Consider the following 15,759-nt stretch of genomic DNA (forward strand, 5'->3'; position numbering starts at 1 on the left):
TAGAACCCAGAACAGCTAAGATTTTGCTTACCCTCGAATTATTAACATCTACATCAAAACTTGACTCTGAAGAGTTTGATTTTAAAGTCAGATCTACAACAGTCTCGTCTTTGAAGGAGTAGAAGTTTTTAAACCTATACCACTTAATCATACACACTCCATTTAGACATTTTTTTGTTTAACTAGCTTGAGTTTTACATCAAAAAACTTGTTTGTCCACAGGATTAGATGATTGTATCTGTGTGAGCTACCACCCACATCGCCCCCCTACTGCATCAATAACTAAGATGAAAAAACCATCGCTTTCGTGTTTGTTAAAAATTACGATCTAGAGCATCTTTCAAATGTATCACTGCCCCTTCCCCTCTCTGCGATCACGCCAGTAATTCAGGCGCGCTCTGAAATGTTCCCGGTATTGCTCCGGCGCCTCTTCAATCGCCACCAGCACCGTGGTGCGGGTGATCTTCCTCGCGAATAAATCGCGGACCAAGCCACAGGAGCGCAGGTCAAACTGCTCTAAATCGCGTTGTTCCTGCGTCCATGCGCCTCGATTGAATGGCAGACCGGGCGGTAGATAGTCCGATTGCCCGGCCATGGTTTATGCCCTCGATTCGGCCGCCAGACGACGCATGACGTCTTTTTCACGTGGGGGTAACCCACTTGCCACGCTTTTCTGTATTTCGCGGCGTACGGCCGTTATAGGCTTCAGGATGTGCAGCACTCGATCGAGTGGCATGCGGAGCATCAGCGCGATGCTTTCGGGAGAGCGTCCCAAGCGCTGCAGTTCGTAGATACCGGTCATCACCCGGCGGCCGTAGCTGATACGGTCACCTATTTTGACGATCGGGCCAGACTCGGCTGCCGGCCGGGCGACGCGCTGGGGTTTCGGAGGTGGGCAGTACGGCGCGCGGGAACGGGCGCGAGCCGCCTGGTTGATTCTGTCCATGATGGCCGGCAGGTGATCACAGCCGTCATCCATCACAAACCGCTTATCGCGGATCATTTCGTTGATAGTGCTCATGGTCTTTCCTCGTCTTGGTCGTTCAAGCGCTGGTCAGGCGCCGGTTAAAATGGCTTTGTCGCGTAACGTCGTTCTTTCGGTTTGGGTTGCTGCGCCTCCTTCTGGATGCGAGTTGCTTCCTGCGCCACTACCTGGTCGCAATCGACGAAGTGGCCGTTTTTAAACTCCTGGTAAACCGTACCGCCGGGGCCGAATCGGTTTTTACCAACGATGATTTCTGCATAGCGCGCCGCCGAGCCGTCCGGGTTATAAACCCCGTCGCGGTACAGCAACACGATGCTGTCGGCGTCCTGCTCAACCTTGCCGGATTCGCTGAGGTCGGACATTGTCGGCCGACGGGCGGTGACCGGGCGATCATCAACTTTCCGCGATAACTGGCTCAGCGCCAGCACCGGCGTTTTGCTCCGCATGGCCATGGTTTTCAGGCTGCGGGAAATATGGCCCATGGCCAGATCATTACGCTCTGCTTTGGGCTTGGCGATCAGGCCCAGATAATCGACCATGGCGACAGCCAGGTGCGGGTAGCGGCGTTTGTGGGTTTCGGTGATTGCGCGGATCTGGTCAACGTTCAGGTCGGTCGCATCGACGATCCAGATATCGCGGTTATTGAGCACCTCAAGCGCCGTGTGTATCCGGCCCCAATCCTCGTCGCACAGCGATTCCGGCTTGCGCAGCTTCGACACGGATAGGTTTCCGGCCCCGGCGACTGAGCGCTCTACCATCTGCAGCGCCGCCATTTCCATGCTGAAAATCAGCGCCCCGCCACCGTCGCGCGTAGCGCCCTCGATCACCTTCAACGCGAATTCGGTTTTACCCATGCCCGGGCGGCCGGCGACCACGATCAGATCCTGCGGGTTCCAGCCGCCGGTAATCGCGTCCAGCTCGGCAATGCCGCTGTACAGGTTGCGCATTTCGGCGTCGCCCTTCATTCGGCGATCCATCAAGTCCATGTAACCGCCCAGCAGTTCGCCCAGGTGCACCGGCACCACGCCGCCGGTATCGGCAGACATTTCGATCAGCTTGGTTACTGACGACTGGATCGCGGCGTCGCGCTGTTCTTGGTTTCTGGCGCTGCGGATGCTGTCGGCGCCGTCCTGCAGCAGCGTGGCCATCTGGCGGCTGCGCCACCCCTTGGTTGCCAGCGATGCGAAGCCTTTCAGGTTGGCCAGCGTGCCGGGCATGCGGCTGATTTGCACCAGCGACGCCAGGCTATCGCCGCCGAGTGATTCGCTGATCAGCACCACGTCGATCACCCCGTGCGTCAGCGCCTGTTTTTTAATTTCCCGGTATGCCTCGCGGTAAAACCGGATGCTGAAAGCGTCCTCGGGCATGGTGGCAATTACGTCCAGTGCATCAGGTGTGGCGCCGCCAACCAGCAGGCCGCTCAGCACGGTCGCTTCCATCTCCTGCGGAGTCATAGCGAACCCTCGCGGGTTTTAACCAGCACTTCGGAGCGGAGCAGGTAATCGAATCCGGCGCGCCAGCCGCGGTTGTTATCGCCGAAGTAAAACGGCCCAGCAGTGTCAGCAAACGTCTCGAGGTAGGCTTTAACCGCGTCCAGAGTTGGCTCATGCAGTTCGCCCAGCAGGCGCTTGATTTGGCGTTTGCGCTTGTCGTTCAGCTCCTGCACCTTCGGCAGACGATCACCCAGGATTTCGTTGTAGGCATCAGCCACGTCCTGATATTTAATTTTTGACTTATCTGGCGCGCCAGCGTCGTCCCCCTCCTGGGGGTTAGGGGGTATTGGTTCAATGACTGGTTCTAAACTGACTGATTCTGGGTGCAGCTCCTGCACCCTCCCCCCTGCAGCAGATGCACCCATGGGTGCAGGATTTGCACCATAGGGTGCAGCATCTGCACCATATTTATTCAGCACTAAGTGGTAGATATTTGAGCGATTCAGGCCGTTCTCTGCTTTGCGCTCTTCGATGCGCACCAGGCCATCTTTGACCAGCTGCTGAATGTGATTTTGGGCGGAGCGCTTGGAGATTTCGCACTGCTCGGCGATGTACTGAACCGCTGGCCAGCACTCCCCCTGATCATTGGCATTGTCGGCCAGTTTCAGCAGCACAAGTTTACGCAGCGGGTTGCCGACTTTGATTTTCATGGCCTGCACCATCATTTCCATGCTCATGATCAGATCCCCAGCGAGTCTGCAAGCTGGCGGCACGCGTCCTGGTACTGCTCCGGCGATAAGTTTTCTTCACGCAGCGCGGCCTTGCCCTGCTCGTATTGTTCCCAGACGGCATGCGCGGCAGCCTGGCGATCTTCAAAGATCGGTCTGATTTCTGCGGCGTCGGCGGGCATGCCATTCAGGCGCCAGCCGTTCCGGTATGTGATGTGGTTGGCTTGCATTGGTCTTTCCTCGGTACAAAGTTTTACGCGGCGCTGGTCAGGCGCTGGGTTTCCTGCAGGGCGACAAGTGCGCCGGCAATGCGCTGCGGCGTGTCGCAGGCGCCGAGCAGAATTGCGATAATCGCGGCGGCAAATTCACGGATGGCCACCGAAAGCAAATACTGCTGAGTCGGGCCTGCCAGCCGGGCGCGCCGTTCCGCCGGCAGTGCGGCTAGCATGGCGTCGGCCAGTTCCAGCACCTTCTCACGCGCGGCTTTCGACTCGCTGCGCATGTGGCGAAATATCGCCTGCCGGTTGGTGTTGATCGCCCGCCAGTCGGCGGCGCCGGTTTTATCCTCGATCGGATACAGCCGAACCCGACCGCCGTCGGCGCCGAGCTGGAACCATGCGCGGGTGATCTCGATGGCAACGTGTTCCTGCCCCTGCTCCGCCGCCCAGTTCACGATCTCGTTTTTCAGTTTCTCGATGTTTTCCACTTCGCGTCTCCTGTCGCTCGAAAACCAATTTTGCTTAATCGGATTTCGGTGGGGTTGGTTGTTAAGCTGCATCCGTTGATTTCGGGTGCTGGTATGCCGCGGGGTCGTAAGACAGCTCACCATCAGTTAAGCGATCTAAACGAGCGGCGCGTCGTTCGGGAATTTGCTTCCCCCAGCGCGATACTGAAGCCTGCGAAACGCCCGCGGCTTCAGCGAGTTTGGTTTTATTTCCGAAGAATTTAACTGCGTCTTCAGTAAGCATTCTTGCCTCCCATGATTAACATTTGTTTGAAAATTACAACTTAACAAAAGCTAAGTCAAATTAATTTATAGTAACTGGATGAAAATGACCTCATTAAGCGACCGCATGAAGATGCGCAGGACAGAACTGGACATTTCACAGCAGCGACTAGCTGACGCTGTGAAGGTTTCTCACGTCACAGTTTTTAAATGGGAGAACGGAGACACTGAACCGAAAGGCAAAAACCTTTTTCTGTTGTCTAAGGCTCTACGCTGTACTCCTACCTGGTTGCTTTACGGTGATGAAGATCAAACCCCACTCCCTGCCGATCAGCTGCCTGTAGAGCTTGACGAGCGACAAACAAAGCTCATCGAACTATTTGATTCTCTTCCTGAATCAGAGAAAGATCGTCACCTGGCTGATCTAGAGGCCAAGGTCAACGACTTCAATGCTCTTTTTGAAGAGCTTTTGACTGCAAGAAAAAACTCAAAGAAAAAATAATCTAAATATCAGTCAGTTACTCCACGTGATGCAGAAACTTAACTTTTTGCAAGTAATTTTCATTGACCAATAACTTACCTTTAGTTAAGCTAATTTCCATCAACAGCGCACTAACCCTGCAGCGGTTGTTCAGAAATGTTCCGCCAGCCGGGCGATACGCGGCAAAGGATTTAAACGTGGTGGTCGTAACTTCGGGGCGTTGTTCTCGGCCACCACAACCCGAAAGACATTGCTGTGTGTAGTCTTTCGCCCCGCGCGCCGGGGCAATTTTTTCACCCAGCAAATTGAGGAAAGACCAGCGGCCTGACCAGCCTGACAGCCGGGAAAGACCGGCAACCACCAGACGTAAAAAAACCCGCCGAAGCGGGTTCTTTTACCCCGGCGCCGACCAAAGCAACCGGGAATGATACAGGGGACCAACCCTGTATCGAGGAAAGACCAATAACCCATGGAGCTACTGATCAGCTCCGATTATATCAGGAGTCGCTATGAAAGCACTACAGATACCCGTCACGCTGTTTATCCATGCAACAACCTTCCCACTGATCGAAGGATTCGCGGTTGCCACCGCTGATATGACGTCATTCCGTGGTTATGTTCTGCTGGAAACCCGCCAAATCCACATCGACGTTAACCAGCCTGAGCCAATCGACATCATCGGGAAACAGGTTGAGGCGTTGCAGCTGGAAAAAGCCCGTCTGGCCGACGCCACTTACAAACGCATAGCCGAGATCGACGATCAGGTGCAGCAGCTGCTTTGCATTGAGCACTGCCCTGTCGACGCCGACGAACTCCCGTACTGAGGGCGTGGCCATGGATATCGAAATGGATAACCTGAAATCCGAGCTGGTGCTGTGGTATGGAGTCGATCCAGCAAGCCAGCGCGATCAGTTCGAAGCCGCGGCGACGCACGGCTATTCCGACGAGGCGATCGAGGTTTTCACCTACATCGACGGCAACGCCGCCGACACCCGCGACCGCCTGCTGATGGCCGTAATGATGGCGACGCCTGACACCCTGCAGCAGCGCCAGCGTGAGCTTTACAGCTGGTATTGCGACAACGTGAAAGCCGTAGCGCGCGAGAAGTTTTAACCCACCCCGGCGCCTGACCAGCGCCGTTTTTAGCAGAGGAAAGACCAAAAATGCCTATCTACATTTCACTTTTTGAGCCTAAGAAAAAGGCCCAGGTTAACGGCGCCGTGCCGCTGGTGATCGCGTTGGAAGCGCCAAACAAGCACGCGGCCGAAAGCATCGCCACCGGAAAACTGTACGAAGCCTACCCGGAGGGCGGCGACAACTTCTTCAACCCGAAAACCGTCGAAGATCAGACCGGCCACCCTCGCCCGGCCGTCGGTCAGTTCGATGAAAAGTTTGCCGCTGAGAACGTGTTTGACGGCAACGCGTGGACGCCAAAAGAGCCAGAGCCGGAAGTGCCGGCCGGCCCTATCGACCTGATGGCGCAGCCTGCCAACGTTCGGATCGCCGCCGTTGTGATGTACGGTGATGCCGAGATCGATGATAGCCAGTTATCGCTGGTTGTGGATTTGCTCAATGACGAGGAAACGCCAGATGATACCGGCATGCGCGCGGTGATCGACGGGCTTGTATCCGTTCCCGCTGTCGGTGCCATGTACCCCGCATCCGTCTATAAGTTGGTTTCAGCGCTGTTCCAAAACACTACTGCCATGCCGACCGAAGAAGCCACCACCGCATTCGCACAGGCCTGGGTCGACAAGCCAGACGATCGCGAAAACCTCACGCAGAACAGCACCGGCACCGGCACCGGCACCGGCACCGACAATACCGGCGGCGCGGCCGACTACAACACGCTGAGCATGCACACGGCGTTATCGGTCATGGGCGTTAATCCTGCAGAAGCGAAGGCGGCCGACGTGAAGAACGCCAAAGAGATTATCGCAAACCGCGATAACGCCTGGCGCGCGTGGGACAAAACGCTGCGGGTGATCGTCGGCATTCTCAACGTCGAAACCGACGTGCGCCACAGCATCATTTCCGATGGCCTGAAAAATCTCAAGCTGATCAGCGACGACGCCGAACGCCTGCACTTCGTGAAATCGTGCCTCGCTGGTCACACTGCATGCCCAGAGCTGGACTCCTACGGCAAGAACCCACCACCGGTATCAGTGGAAAATCTCGGCGGCGGCCGCTTCTCTATCGAAGGTCTGATCGGCAGCAGTGAGCAGCAGCATGCGGATCCAGACACGGCGCAATCTGCCGCCTCAAATCAGGGTGAAAAAACGGAAGTAGCGCAGCAGCAGATTACCGACGCAGCAGCGGCGCAGGCCAAGCAGCAACTGGATCAGATGGGCTATAGCGTTTACGCCAACGCGCCAGCGGAGAAATCCCCGCAACTGCAGCAGGCGGAAGAAAACGCCGACCGAGCCGAAGCTCTGGCGCAGCAACTGAAAGCAGACGATTTCCAGCAGCGCGCCGCGCAGGTTGAGCAGGTTGAGCAGGTAATCTCTGAACAATCAGCAGAAGATGGCGACAACCTCGGCATTTGGAACCGCGTTTATAAGACCGATGCCAAGTTTACCAAGGCATTCAGCAATAACGGCGGCGGAACATCGATCAACGGCACCTACATGGTGATGCAGGCCACCAAAGTATTCGGGCCGCAGGGCATTAACTGGGGTGTAGAAATCATCGAAGAGCGTTTCGATAACGGCGCTCCAATCATGCGATCGGTAAAGCAGCAGAACGGGAGCTTTATTCAAGAGATCATCCCGAACGGCGCCGGCGGTTATCTGTGTGAGGTAAACCACACCGTGAAAATCCGCCTGTGGTACAAGCACAGCGGTAAGACTGGCGAGGTGATCGCTTATGGCTGCACGCCATACGTTTACAAGAGCAAAAACGGGCCACTCAGCGACGGTGAAGCGCCGAAAAAGTCTCTCACCGACGCCACCAAAAAAGCTCTGTCACAACTCGGCTTCTCCGCCGACGTGTTCCTCGGCCTGTACGACGATCTGACCTACCGCCAAGAGAACGATGCAGAATTCGCGCTCAAGAACGCCAGCGAGAAAGCCGAAGGCGTAACCCGTATGCGTGAAGGGCTGGACGAGCATCTGGCGAAAGTGGCCGAGACCCTCAAAGGCGCGGTTACGGCGAATGAAGCAACCAAGGTTCACGGTTCTGTCGCCCGTGAGATTGAAGCCCATCGCAAGGCCGCCGACGGAAAAGGCGATAAAGAGTTTGCCCAATACCTGGCCGGCCGCCTGCGCCGCCTCACCGCACTGAAAGATGAACGTATCGCCGCATTGTCCGAGGAGAAAGCATCATGAGCACTACCGCCATTGCACTGGCCGCTGATTACGCCAAGTTTCACGAACTGATCGAAGCCTCCGACGATCTGACGCCGGAGATGATCGCCGACACACTGGAAGGAATCGAGGGAGCGCTGGGTGACAAGCTGGACGCCGCCTTTATCCACGTTCGCAATATTGAGGGGCAAGCCGACACTCTGGCGGCGGAAATCAAACGCCTGACCGACCGTAAAAAGTCATTCGAGAACCGCGCAAAGTCGATCCGCAAGTATGTGCTGGCGTGCCTGCTGGCCAGCGGCCAGGACTCCATTAAAACCACGGCGAACACCTTCACGGCGCGCAAAGGCTCCGCCAGCGTGGTGGTCGACAATGCCGACCTGCTGCCGGATGAACTTGTGACGGTGCAAACGGTGGTAGCGCCGGACAAGAAAGCCATCAAAGAGGCAATCGAGAACGGCGTGGAAGTCAAAGGCGCGCATATCGAAATCGGCGAGCCATCGCTGCAGGTGCGGTAATCACCCGGCCCCGGCAACGGGGCCAATACTGAGGATTCACCATGCTGAGAATGTACCTGGCCAAAGGCGACGCCGTGCGCGTGCAGCTCTCCGACGGCACAATCGGCACCATCTGGGCCGAAAGCCGTAGTGAGCTGGTTTTTGACTTCCCGAACACCGAACGTCTGAAGCGCGAGAAACAGGCGTTTAAAAAACCGATTACGCCAAATCAGAAATAACCACCACCTCCATGTTTGCATTGTTGGAAACCACATAACGGGGAACAGCAATGCAACCATGGCAACCAGGCGCCCGCCTACTCTCTGATTTCGACATCAAGATCGGCCGGCTGTCTGCCAGCGTCAGAAAAGCGACGCTGAGCGATGACGATATCACCCGGGCGTGTCGTGTGACCGACGACGCAATCGCCCAATTGCTGAAACCGAGGAAAGACCATGCGAAACGACCACGACATAATTACGAAAGAAGAGATGATTGAGTTGACCGGTCACCATTACAAGTCGAAACAATGTGACGCTCTCCGCCGGGCCGGGATATTTTTTATTGAACGCCCTGACGGTCACCCAAAAACAACATGGGGGCATTTCCTTAACCCCGTAAAATATCGTAACGAACCGCCAAAACCTGTGGCGGAAGAACCAGATTTCGAGGCGATGTAAATGGCCGGCAAGCGCAAAAACCCCGCGGACAATTGGATGCCGTCTAGAGTATCGCGCGGCCGATCCGCCTATGAGTTCAAGCACCCGGACGGCAGAACTATAAGGCTCTGCCCTCTTGATGCGAAGCAGTCCGCCGTCTGGGTGGCATACGAAAAATTTACCAGTCAAAAAGAGGATAAGGTAACGTTCAAAACTTTGGCTGATAGGTTCCTAAGCTCTGCTGAATTTACCGATTTAGCCTTCGACTCCCAGAAGGATTATCAGAAATATGCAAAAAAGGTAATGCCTGTATTTGGGAAGATGGATCCGATCAACATAAAGCCGGAGCACATAAGAAAGTACATGGATAAGCGAGGGCTTAAAAGTAAAACTCAGGCTAACCGCGAAAAAACCTTCATGTCGAGGGTATTCGGTTGGAGCTACGAGCGCGGATATGTGAAAGGAAATCCCTGTAAAGGGGTGAGGCAATTTAAGGAGAAGTCTCGCGAGCGCTATATCACCGATGCTGAGTACGATGCAGTTTATGCGGTCGCCCCTGATACTGTGAAGGTTGCAATGGAGATCGCCTATCTGTGCTGCGCCCGGCAGGCTGACGTACTTGCGTTAAGTCGTTCGCAGATCCTAGAGCCTGGGATCTTTATCCGCCAGGGCAAGACCGGCGCCAAGCAGATCAAGGCCTGGTCAGACCGACTACGTGCCGCGGTAACGTTGGCCGACACGTTGCCGATCAAAGACGGAATTTCCAGCGTGTACGTGATCCACCAGCGTAACGGCAACCGCTACACGCGCGATGGATTTAATACCCAGTGGCGCAATGCAAAGCTGGCGGCAATTGCCGCAAATCCCGATATGGATTTCGACTTCACGTACCACGACCTGAAAGCGAAAGGTATTTCTGATCTGGACGGTTCACTGACGGATAAGCAGGCGATATCAGGCCACAAAAACGCGAGCCAGACGGCAATTTACGATCGAAAAGTGAAGATCGTGCCAGTGGTGGGCAATCAGAAAGGATGAATAAGTATGCTGCTTTCGGGGTTTATCTTCTGAAAGCATATTCTGAAGATGTTCTGAAAGGTGATTTAAAGCACAAAAAAACCGCCTCTCGGCGGTTACGACATTACTACTTATTGCTTTGATTATTCGGTATTTTTGTTCCCTGGTACCCGGGGCGGGACTTGAACCCGCACAGCCATAAGCCGAGGGATTTTAAATCCCTTGTGTCTACCGATTTCACCACCCGGGCTCGGGAAAGTTGGAGGCGCGTTCCGGAGTCGAACCGGACTGGACGGATTTGCAATCCGCTACATAACCGCTTTGTTAACGCGCCTTTATTCTGTTTGCCTTTTCAGGCCAAAGCCGGTAATTCACCCACTTCGTTTTGTTCTTTTGATCGGCGATGTTGAAATCGCTTATCTTAATCATCTGATTCTTAAGTAATTTATTTCGTTACCGCCGAATCGATGGACTGCATTATGGACTAAACCCCCCACCTTGGCAACCCCCCGAAATAGCAAAAAGTTCTCTAACGCTTTCAACTGCTTATTTTGTGGGCGCACTGTTCACAATGCCAACGGAAAGGCAAGCGGAATGTTGATTTTATATGCATCGGTGCAGGGATTCACGGGCAAATCGGATCTTTTTTCTCGGCAGGAATCGCTTACCCGCGCCCTCTGCGGCTTTTCACTTGCTTATGGTGATGGGATATCAGGCATAACATTATCATGAATCTCCGGTGCCGCTGCCCCGAACGGCCAACACAACTGCAAGGCTGGAGACTGACGTCAGATTGTACACCGTACGGCGCCCAATCAAATGTGCCTGATTGCACCATGCAACGGATGCATCCTGGGGTATGAAAACGACAGCAGATATAGTGGCAATAATCGAGGTAGCAGGATGAAGAAGGGTTTCACCGGACGGCAAAGGAATAGAAAACGAAAAAGGGGCCGAAGCCCCTTTTCGCTTACCTGCCGAATCACGGGGATTCAACAGGCTAATGTTTGGAGCGGGAAACGAGGCTCGAACTCGCGACCTCAACCTTGGCAAGGTTGCGCTCTACCAACTGAGCTATTCCCGCATTACCAGAACTGACTGATTTATTTGCTATCTTTCGGCAATTCATCGTTGTCGTCTGATGCGATGCATTCTACTTGCCTGACGTGATGAGTCAATAAAATTGTTGGCTCATCACGATCGTTTGCCGATTTTTGCAGCGTATCGATCACGGTTCCAGCAGATCGTTGCGCGCCGCTTTCAAATATTGGAACATCGACCAGAAAGTCAGCACCGCCGCGATATACAGCAAGCCAATCGCCACATACTCTACGGAGCGATCCGGCCGCCACAGCAAACCCACCAGCGACATCATCTGCGCCATGGTTTTCACTTTGCCGATCCAGGATACCGCCACGCTGCTGCGCTTGCCAATTTCCGCCATCCACTCGCGCAGCGACGAAATGATGATTTCACGGGCGATCATGGTGGCTGCCGGCAGCGTGATCCACCAGCTGTGGTAGTGCTCCGCCACCAGCACCAGTGCCACCGCCACCATCACTTTGTCCGCGACCGGATCCAAAAACGCCCCGAAGCGCGTCGTTTGTTTCCAGCGGCGTGCCAGAAAGCCGTCAAACCAGTCGGTGACGGCGGCGAACACAAAGATAACGGCGCAAACCATCGGAGCCCAGTTGAACGGCAGATAAAACGCCAGCACAAAGAATGGGATCAGAACTACGCGAAACAGGGTAAGCCAAGTCGGTATATTCAATTGCATAATGCTACGGTAACTATCTGGCTAGAGTGGAAATTAAGAGTATGTTGCTACATTGCCCTCAGTGTTTCAATGCATTGTAGATCTTTTCTGCCAATGCTTGTGAAATACCCGGCACTTTTGCAATTTCCTCCACGCTGGCGTTCAACAAAGGTTGCAGTCCGCCCATATACTTCAACAGCACCTGGCGCCGTTTCGGCCCTACGCCTTCAATCAGCTCCAATGCGCTGGTATTTCTGACTTTCGCCCTTCTCTGCCGGTGGCCGGTAATCGCATGATTGTGCGAATCGTCGCGGATGTGTTGGATCACATGCAGCGCCGGCGAATCCGGCGGCAGCGAAATCCCCTCGCCTTCCGGCACGAAGAACAACGTTTCCAATCCGGCCTTGCGATCGGCGCCTTTGGCGATGCCAATCAGCAGCGGCTTATTCTTGTCCCAGGTGACGTTCAGCGATTTGAAGACCTCGATCGCCATGCCGAGCTGCCCTTTACCGCCGTCGATAAAGATGACATCCGGGATCTTTTTCTCTTCCAGCGCCTTGCCGTAACGGCGCTTCAGCACCTGCGTCATCGCCGCGTAGTCATCGCCGGGAGTGATGCCGCTGATATTGTAGCGCCGATACTCCGCTCGCACCGGGCCGTTACCGTCGAACACCACGCACGAAGCCACGGTCTGTTCGCCCATAGTGTGGCTGATATCGAAGCACTCCATGCGGTTGATTTCCGTCAGGTTCAGCACCTTGGCCAATTCCGCCAGCCGCTGATGAATAGTCGACTGTTGCGAAAGCTTGGTGGTCAACGCCGTTGCCGCGTTTGTACGCGCCAGCTTCAGATAACGGGCGCGGTCGCCGCGCGGTTTGCTTTGAATTTGGATCTTGCGCCCCGCCAACTCGGAGAGCGACTCCGCGAGCAGGTCTTTTTCCGGCAGGCTGAAATCCAGCAGGATCTCACCGGGCAGCGTGCGCGCCTGGCTGCCCTGCAGATAGAACTGACCGACAAAGGTCTGCACCACTTCGCCCATATCCGTGCCGCCCGGCACTTTAGGGAAATAGCTGCGGCTGCCCAGCACCTTGCCCTGACGGATGAACAGCACGTGCAGGCACGCCATACCGGCATCGAACGCCACGCCGATCACGTCCAGATCGTCGCTGTCGCCCGACACGAACTGCCGCTCGGTGACGCGGCGCACGGCCTGAATTTGATCGCGAATGCGCGCCGCCTCTTCGAAATTAAGCAGTTTGCTGGCTTCTTCCATACGCGCAATCAGCTGGTGCAATACCTGCTGATCTTTGCCCGAAAGAAACAGCCGTACATAGTCCACCTGCTGCCGGTATTCTTCTTCGCTCACCAGGCCGGCAACACAAGGCCCCAGACAGCGGCCGATCTGATACTGCAGGCACGGGCGCGACCGGTTGCGATATACGCTGTTTTCGCACTGGCGGATCGGGAACAGCTTCTGCAGCAGCGCCAGCGTTTCGCGTACGGCGTAAGAGTTGGGAAAAGGCCCGAAATATTCGCCCTTGGCGTGTTTGGCGCCGCGGTGCACCGCCAAACGGGGATGGGTATCCGCACTGAGAAAAATCAGCGGGTAAGATTTATCGTCTCGCAAAAGAACATTATATCGCGGTTGGTACAATTTAATGTAGTTATGTTCCAACAGCAGCGCTTCTGTTTCGGTATGGGTAACCGTTATGTCTATTTGCGCGATATTTTTAACCAGCGTCTCGGTTTTACGGCTGCTGACCTGCTGCCGAAAATAGCTGGCGAGACGCTTTTTCAGGTCTTTGGCTTTACCGACGTAGATCACCGTACCCGTGGCGTCGTACATACGGTAGACGCCGGGCTGGCTGGTGACGGTACTCAGGAAGGCTTTGGCATCAAAACGGTCATTCACTGCTTAACAACGTCTCCGCATTGAACAATCCATGTCGGATGGCCAGGTGAGTCAATTCGACGTCGCCGCTGATATTCAGTTTGCTGAACATGCGGTAACGGTAGCTGTTCACCGTTTTCGGGCTGAGACTCAGTTGCTCCGAGATCTCATTCACCTTTTTGCCTTTGGTGATCATCAACATGATCTGTAACTCGCGTTCAGACAGGCAGCTGAACGGCGTTTCAGCCTGCGGCTCCAGCTGACTCAGGGCCATCTGCTGGGCGATATCAGACGCGATATAGCGCTGCCCCGCATGCACGGAACGCAAGGCGTTAATCACTTCCTGCGGCGCGGCGCCCTTGCTCAGGTAACCGGCGGCACCCGCCTGCATCACCTTCGCGGGCAAAGGATTTTCAGTATGGATGGTCAACATGATGACTTTGACGTCGGGTGCATAACGCACAATCTTGCGCGTGGCTTCCAGCCCGCCAATGCCCGGCATATTCATGTCCATCAGCACGATATCGACAGCGTTGCCACGGCACCATTTTACGGCGTCTTCACCGCACTGAGCCTCACCGACAACTTTTATACCTTTGATATCTTCAAGAATGCGTCGTATCCCTGCGCGCACCAGTTCGTGGTCATCAACAAGAAGAACGCTAATCAAGGAAAAATCTCCAAAAAAAGGGAGTAACGCAATCGGCCTCTGTTTTCGCCAGAGATATTACTTGTTTTTCAGACAAGAATGAACACAGATTAATACATACTTTCGAATAACTTTGCGGAGCAGAGCTGATTTTTCAATTTTAGCCGTCTATGCCGCCGATAAATCGTCACGTTGGAAAAGATCGGACGACGAAAATAATTGCGCGGCGCTGCACCAAACACAGGATAGCGCGACAATCATGTTGCGCGTGAGAAATCTGTGTAAGCAATCGCGACATGCATAATATTAACACGGCCATTGGCTGTTTGTAATCATTTGATATTTAAAGGCGTAACAAAATCCGCCGCCAACGTGGGTTTGGCAACCCGCGTTCGAAACTATTATTCCCGGCAAACGCCGGTAAAATCGGTGTTCCCCGCCCAAATAATTATAATCCCCCCCATTGTTCAACAATAACGTGCCGGACAAATACTTGTTAACCACCTCGAAATAACTGGCCGACAGCGGATGATTCAGCATGGCAATGAGCGAACGTTGCCCACCCGCATGACCGGAGCAAGCCCGGTGCAGATGACGGACGCATGCTATGCTATACTCCGCGCCCAGTTAAATTCGCCGCTGCGCGCGGGGCAACGTTTAGCCCGCGCGCGGCGTGCCAAAGCAGCTTGTATCAGGCTACGGCCTCAAAAAATCAGGAGAGAAAATGAGCAACGTTGATTTCACTACGTCTGCAAACCCGGAAATCTTGGCGACCGAGGTTGCGTGCCTCAAAGCTACGCTGACGCTGATCTTGAAGTCGATCGGCCAGGCCGACGCCGGGAAAGTCATCATCAACATGGAACGTTTCATCGCCCAGATTGAAGATCCGACCCAGGCAGAAATCTTCAAGAACAGCATTCAGCAAATCAAGCACGCTTACCGTCAGTAAGCGTTGCGCCCCAGACCCGCACTTCTTGTGGGTCTGCTTTTCACCACGCTACGCCACACCCCATTGATCTTGCACGTGCTTTCGGGCAGTGTGTTGACTTTCCCCCACACCCGAGACCGTTATGGCCATCCTTGTCAAAGCGCTGATCGGCGCGCTGGTCGTGGTTCTGATCGGCCTGTTGGCCAAAACGCGCAACTATTATATCGCCGGTTTAGTCCCGCTCTTTCCCACTTTCGCCCTGATTGCGCATTACATTGTCGGCAACGAGCGTTCCATTGCGGCGCTGAAAACCACGCTGATTTTTGGCATGTGGGCGGTGCTACCCTACCTGGTGTATTTGATCTCGCTGTATTTCCTGATCAACAGTCTGCGGCTGTCGTTGGCTCTGGGGGCGGCGGTACTGTGCTGGATTGCGGCAGCGTGGCTACTCATTACGCTGTGGGGATGGTGGCAAGGGCGTTAA

The 15,759-nt window shown here is 54.7% G+C and carries 22 protein-coding genes and 3 tRNA genes; 11 read left to right on the forward strand and 14 right to left on the reverse strand.

Features of this window, described 5'->3' with window-relative positions; genetic code table 11:
- Window positions 1–349 precede the first annotated feature (349 nt).
- The 7 genes from ACJ8IN_RS16555 to ACJ8IN_RS16585 form a co-directional block, all read right to left on the reverse strand.
- The gene (locus ACJ8IN_RS16555) at window positions 350–595 is read right to left on the reverse strand and encodes a hypothetical protein (protein ID WP_308325597.1); all 246 of its coding nucleotides are present in this window, start codon (window positions 593–595) and stop codon (window positions 350–352) included.
- Window positions 596–598: 3 nt separating this feature from the next.
- A complete protein-coding gene (locus ACJ8IN_RS16560; protein ID WP_060433367.1) occupies window positions 599–1,021 on the reverse strand; it encodes a hypothetical protein in 423 nt (140 codons plus the stop codon).
- 44 nt (window positions 1,022–1,065) lie between these two features.
- Window positions 1,066–2,439 carry a replicative DNA helicase gene (locus ACJ8IN_RS16565; RefSeq protein ID WP_308325596.1) on the reverse strand — a complete coding sequence of 458 codons (1,374 nt, stop codon included), beginning with the start codon at window positions 2,437–2,439 and terminating at the stop codon, window positions 1,066–1,068.
- Window positions 2,436–3,155 (reverse strand): helix-turn-helix domain-containing protein, encoded by a 720-nt coding sequence (locus ACJ8IN_RS16570; protein WP_072270427.1) that lies wholly within the window; start codon window positions 3,153–3,155, stop codon window positions 2,436–2,438. The genes ACJ8IN_RS16565 and ACJ8IN_RS16570 overlap by 4 nt, the downstream gene beginning before the upstream one ends.
- A 2-nt stretch (window positions 3,156–3,157) precedes the next feature.
- Window positions 3,158–3,376 carry a hypothetical protein gene (locus ACJ8IN_RS16575; RefSeq protein WP_047568246.1) on the reverse strand — a complete coding sequence of 73 codons (219 nt, stop codon included), beginning with the start codon at window positions 3,374–3,376 and terminating at the stop codon, window positions 3,158–3,160.
- A 23-nt stretch (window positions 3,377–3,399) separates the two neighbouring features.
- The gene (locus ACJ8IN_RS16580) at window positions 3,400–3,852 is read right to left on the reverse strand and encodes a toxin YdaT family protein (RefSeq protein WP_301481161.1); all 453 of its coding nucleotides are present in this window, start codon (window positions 3,850–3,852) and stop codon (window positions 3,400–3,402) included.
- Between the two features lie 61 nt (window positions 3,853–3,913).
- Window positions 3,914–4,114: a Cro/CI family transcriptional regulator gene (locus tag ACJ8IN_RS16585; protein ID WP_072269387.1), complete on the reverse strand. Its 201-nt coding sequence runs from the start codon at window positions 4,112–4,114 to the stop codon at window positions 3,914–3,916.
- A gap of 78 nt (window positions 4,115–4,192) precedes the next feature.
- Between ACJ8IN_RS16585 and ACJ8IN_RS16590 the strand changes: the two genes are divergently transcribed.
- Window positions 4,193–4,594, forward strand: a complete 402-nt coding sequence (locus ACJ8IN_RS16590; RefSeq protein WP_079451881.1) for a helix-turn-helix domain-containing protein — start codon at window positions 4,193–4,195, stop codon at window positions 4,592–4,594.
- A gap of 16 nt (window positions 4,595–4,610) precedes the next feature.
- Here the strand turns inward: ACJ8IN_RS16590 and ACJ8IN_RS16595 are convergent, their stop codons facing one another.
- Entirely contained in the window at window positions 4,611–4,934 is a 324-nt protein-coding gene (locus ACJ8IN_RS16595; RefSeq protein WP_308325595.1) for a hypothetical protein, read from the reverse strand.
- A 148-nt stretch (window positions 4,935–5,082) separates the two neighbouring features.
- On the opposite strand from ACJ8IN_RS16595, the gene ACJ8IN_RS16600 reads away from it, so the two are divergent.
- The 8 genes from ACJ8IN_RS16600 to ACJ8IN_RS16635 are packed head-to-tail and all read left to right on the forward strand — an operon-like array spanning window position 5,083 to window position 10,072.
- The gene (locus ACJ8IN_RS16600) at window positions 5,083–5,397 is read left to right on the forward strand and encodes a hypothetical protein (RefSeq protein ID WP_308325594.1); all 315 of its coding nucleotides are present in this window, start codon (window positions 5,083–5,085) and stop codon (window positions 5,395–5,397) included.
- 22 nt (window positions 5,398–5,419) lie between these two features.
- Window positions 5,420–5,686, forward strand: coding sequence for a hypothetical protein (locus ACJ8IN_RS16605; protein WP_230118403.1), 267 nt, complete (start codon window positions 5,420–5,422; stop codon window positions 5,684–5,686).
- Between the two features lie 50 nt (window positions 5,687–5,736).
- Entirely contained in the window at window positions 5,737–7,899 is a 2,163-nt protein-coding gene (locus ACJ8IN_RS16610; RefSeq protein WP_308325593.1) for a hypothetical protein, read from the forward strand.
- On the forward strand, window positions 7,896–8,396 hold the full coding sequence (locus ACJ8IN_RS16615) for a siphovirus Gp157 family protein (RefSeq protein WP_308325592.1): 501 nt from the start codon (window positions 7,896–7,898) through the stop codon (window positions 8,394–8,396). The genes ACJ8IN_RS16610 and ACJ8IN_RS16615 overlap by 4 nt, the downstream gene beginning before the upstream one ends.
- Before the next feature lie 41 nt (window positions 8,397–8,437).
- Window positions 8,438–8,614: a hypothetical protein gene (locus tag ACJ8IN_RS16620; protein WP_019454493.1), complete on the forward strand. Its 177-nt coding sequence runs from the start codon at window positions 8,438–8,440 to the stop codon at window positions 8,612–8,614.
- 50 nt (window positions 8,615–8,664) lie between these two features.
- Window positions 8,665–8,874, forward strand: coding sequence for a hypothetical protein (locus tag ACJ8IN_RS16625; RefSeq protein WP_308325591.1), 210 nt, complete (start codon window positions 8,665–8,667; stop codon window positions 8,872–8,874).
- On the forward strand, window positions 8,831–9,055 hold the full coding sequence (locus tag ACJ8IN_RS16630) for a DUF4224 domain-containing protein (RefSeq protein WP_060424873.1): 225 nt from the start codon (window positions 8,831–8,833) through the stop codon (window positions 9,053–9,055). The genes ACJ8IN_RS16625 and ACJ8IN_RS16630 overlap by 44 nt, the downstream gene beginning before the upstream one ends.
- A complete protein-coding gene (locus ACJ8IN_RS16635; protein ID WP_308325590.1) occupies window positions 9,056–10,072 on the forward strand; it encodes a tyrosine-type recombinase/integrase in 1,017 nt (338 codons plus the stop codon). It begins immediately after the preceding gene.
- Window positions 10,073–10,215: 143 nt separating this feature from the next.
- On the opposite strand, the gene ACJ8IN_RS16640 is transcribed toward ACJ8IN_RS16635, so the two are convergent.
- From ACJ8IN_RS16640 to uvrY, 6 genes are all read right to left on the reverse strand, one after another.
- Window positions 10,216–10,301: transfer RNA gene (locus tag ACJ8IN_RS16640), tRNA-Leu, on the reverse strand.
- A 10-nt stretch (window positions 10,302–10,311) separates the two neighbouring features.
- Window positions 10,312–10,385 (reverse strand) — tRNA-Cys (locus ACJ8IN_RS16645).
- Between the two features lie 674 nt (window positions 10,386–11,059).
- A tRNA-Gly gene (locus ACJ8IN_RS16650) sits at window positions 11,060–11,135 on the reverse strand.
- 144 nt (window positions 11,136–11,279) lie between these two features.
- Entirely contained in the window at window positions 11,280–11,828 is a 549-nt protein-coding gene (gene pgsA / locus ACJ8IN_RS16655) for a CDP-diacylglycerol--glycerol-3-phosphate 3-phosphatidyltransferase (RefSeq protein WP_033637960.1), read from the reverse strand.
- Window positions 11,829–11,886: 58 nt separating this feature from the next.
- The gene (gene uvrC, locus ACJ8IN_RS16660) at window positions 11,887–13,719 is read right to left on the reverse strand and encodes an excinuclease ABC subunit UvrC (protein ID WP_442519509.1); all 1,833 of its coding nucleotides are present in this window, start codon (window positions 13,717–13,719) and stop codon (window positions 11,887–11,889) included.
- Window positions 13,712–14,368 (reverse strand): UvrY/SirA/GacA family response regulator transcription factor, encoded by a 657-nt coding sequence (gene uvrY, locus ACJ8IN_RS16665; protein ID WP_004927947.1) that lies wholly within the window; start codon window positions 14,366–14,368, stop codon window positions 13,712–13,714. Before uvrY ends, uvrC begins: the two co-directional genes overlap by 8 nt.
- A gap of 703 nt (window positions 14,369–15,071) precedes the next feature.
- On the opposite strand from uvrY, the gene ACJ8IN_RS16670 reads away from it, so the two are divergent.
- Together ACJ8IN_RS16670 and ACJ8IN_RS16675 are read left to right on the forward strand one after the other, a co-directional pair.
- Complete coding sequence (locus tag ACJ8IN_RS16670; RefSeq protein WP_004927950.1) at window positions 15,072–15,296, forward strand: DUF2594 family protein; 225 nt, start codon at window positions 15,072–15,074, stop codon at window positions 15,294–15,296.
- A 121-nt stretch (window positions 15,297–15,417) separates the two neighbouring features.
- On the forward strand, window positions 15,418–15,759 hold the full coding sequence (locus tag ACJ8IN_RS16675; RefSeq protein WP_033637958.1) for a GlpM family protein: 342 nt from the start codon (window positions 15,418–15,420) through the stop codon (window positions 15,757–15,759).

It is taken from the genome of Serratia sp. CY31944 (assembly GCF_052169175.1).
In the GTDB taxonomy this organism is placed as follows: Bacteria; Pseudomonadota; Gammaproteobacteria; order Enterobacterales; family Enterobacteriaceae; genus Serratia; species Serratia sarumanii.

Excerpts from the sequence above, each read along its gene's own strand:
- ACJ8IN_RS16555 (WP_308325597.1), bottom strand. The coding sequence starts at position 595 with ATGGCCGGGCAATCGGACTATCTACCGCCCGGTCTGCCATTCAATCGA.
- ACJ8IN_RS16590 (WP_079451881.1), top strand. The coding sequence starts at position 4,193 with ATGAAAATGACCTCATTAAGCGACCGCATGAAGATGCGCAGGACAGAA.
- ACJ8IN_RS16670 (WP_004927950.1), top strand. The coding sequence starts at position 15,072 with ATGAGCAACGTTGATTTCACTACGTCTGCAAACCCGGAAATCTTGGCG.
- ACJ8IN_RS16625 (WP_308325591.1), top strand. The coding sequence starts at position 8,665 with ATGCAACCATGGCAACCAGGCGCCCGCCTACTCTCTGATTTCGACATC.
- ACJ8IN_RS16675 (WP_033637958.1), top strand. The coding sequence starts at position 15,418 with ATGGCCATCCTTGTCAAAGCGCTGATCGGCGCGCTGGTCGTGGTTCTG.
- ACJ8IN_RS16600 (WP_308325594.1), top strand. The coding sequence starts at position 5,083 with ATGAAAGCACTACAGATACCCGTCACGCTGTTTATCCATGCAACAACC.
- pgsA (WP_033637960.1), bottom strand. The coding sequence starts at position 11,828 with ATGCAATTGAATATACCGACTTGGCTTACCCTGTTTCGCGTAGTTCTG.
- ACJ8IN_RS16635 (WP_308325590.1), top strand. The coding sequence starts at position 9,056 with ATGGCCGGCAAGCGCAAAAACCCCGCGGACAATTGGATGCCGTCTAGA.
- ACJ8IN_RS16615 (WP_308325592.1), top strand. The coding sequence starts at position 7,896 with ATGAGCACTACCGCCATTGCACTGGCCGCTGATTACGCCAAGTTTCAC.
- ACJ8IN_RS16585 (WP_072269387.1), bottom strand. The coding sequence starts at position 4,114 with ATGCTTACTGAAGACGCAGTTAAATTCTTCGGAAATAAAACCAAACTC.
- ACJ8IN_RS16630 (WP_060424873.1), top strand. The coding sequence starts at position 8,831 with ATGCGAAACGACCACGACATAATTACGAAAGAAGAGATGATTGAGTTG.
- ACJ8IN_RS16610 (WP_308325593.1), top strand. The coding sequence starts at position 5,737 with ATGCCTATCTACATTTCACTTTTTGAGCCTAAGAAAAAGGCCCAGGTT.
- ACJ8IN_RS16560 (WP_060433367.1), bottom strand. The coding sequence starts at position 1,021 with ATGAGCACTATCAACGAAATGATCCGCGATAAGCGGTTTGTGATGGAT.
- ACJ8IN_RS16620 (WP_019454493.1), top strand. The coding sequence starts at position 8,438 with ATGCTGAGAATGTACCTGGCCAAAGGCGACGCCGTGCGCGTGCAGCTC.
- ACJ8IN_RS16605 (WP_230118403.1), top strand. The coding sequence starts at position 5,420 with ATGGATAACCTGAAATCCGAGCTGGTGCTGTGGTATGGAGTCGATCCA.
- ACJ8IN_RS16575 (WP_047568246.1), bottom strand. The coding sequence starts at position 3,376 with ATGCAAGCCAACCACATCACATACCGGAACGGCTGGCGCCTGAATGGC.
- ACJ8IN_RS16570 (WP_072270427.1), bottom strand. The coding sequence starts at position 3,155 with ATGAGCATGGAAATGATGGTGCAGGCCATGAAAATCAAAGTCGGCAAC.
- ACJ8IN_RS16565 (WP_308325596.1), bottom strand. The coding sequence starts at position 2,439 with ATGACTCCGCAGGAGATGGAAGCGACCGTGCTGAGCGGCCTGCTGGTT.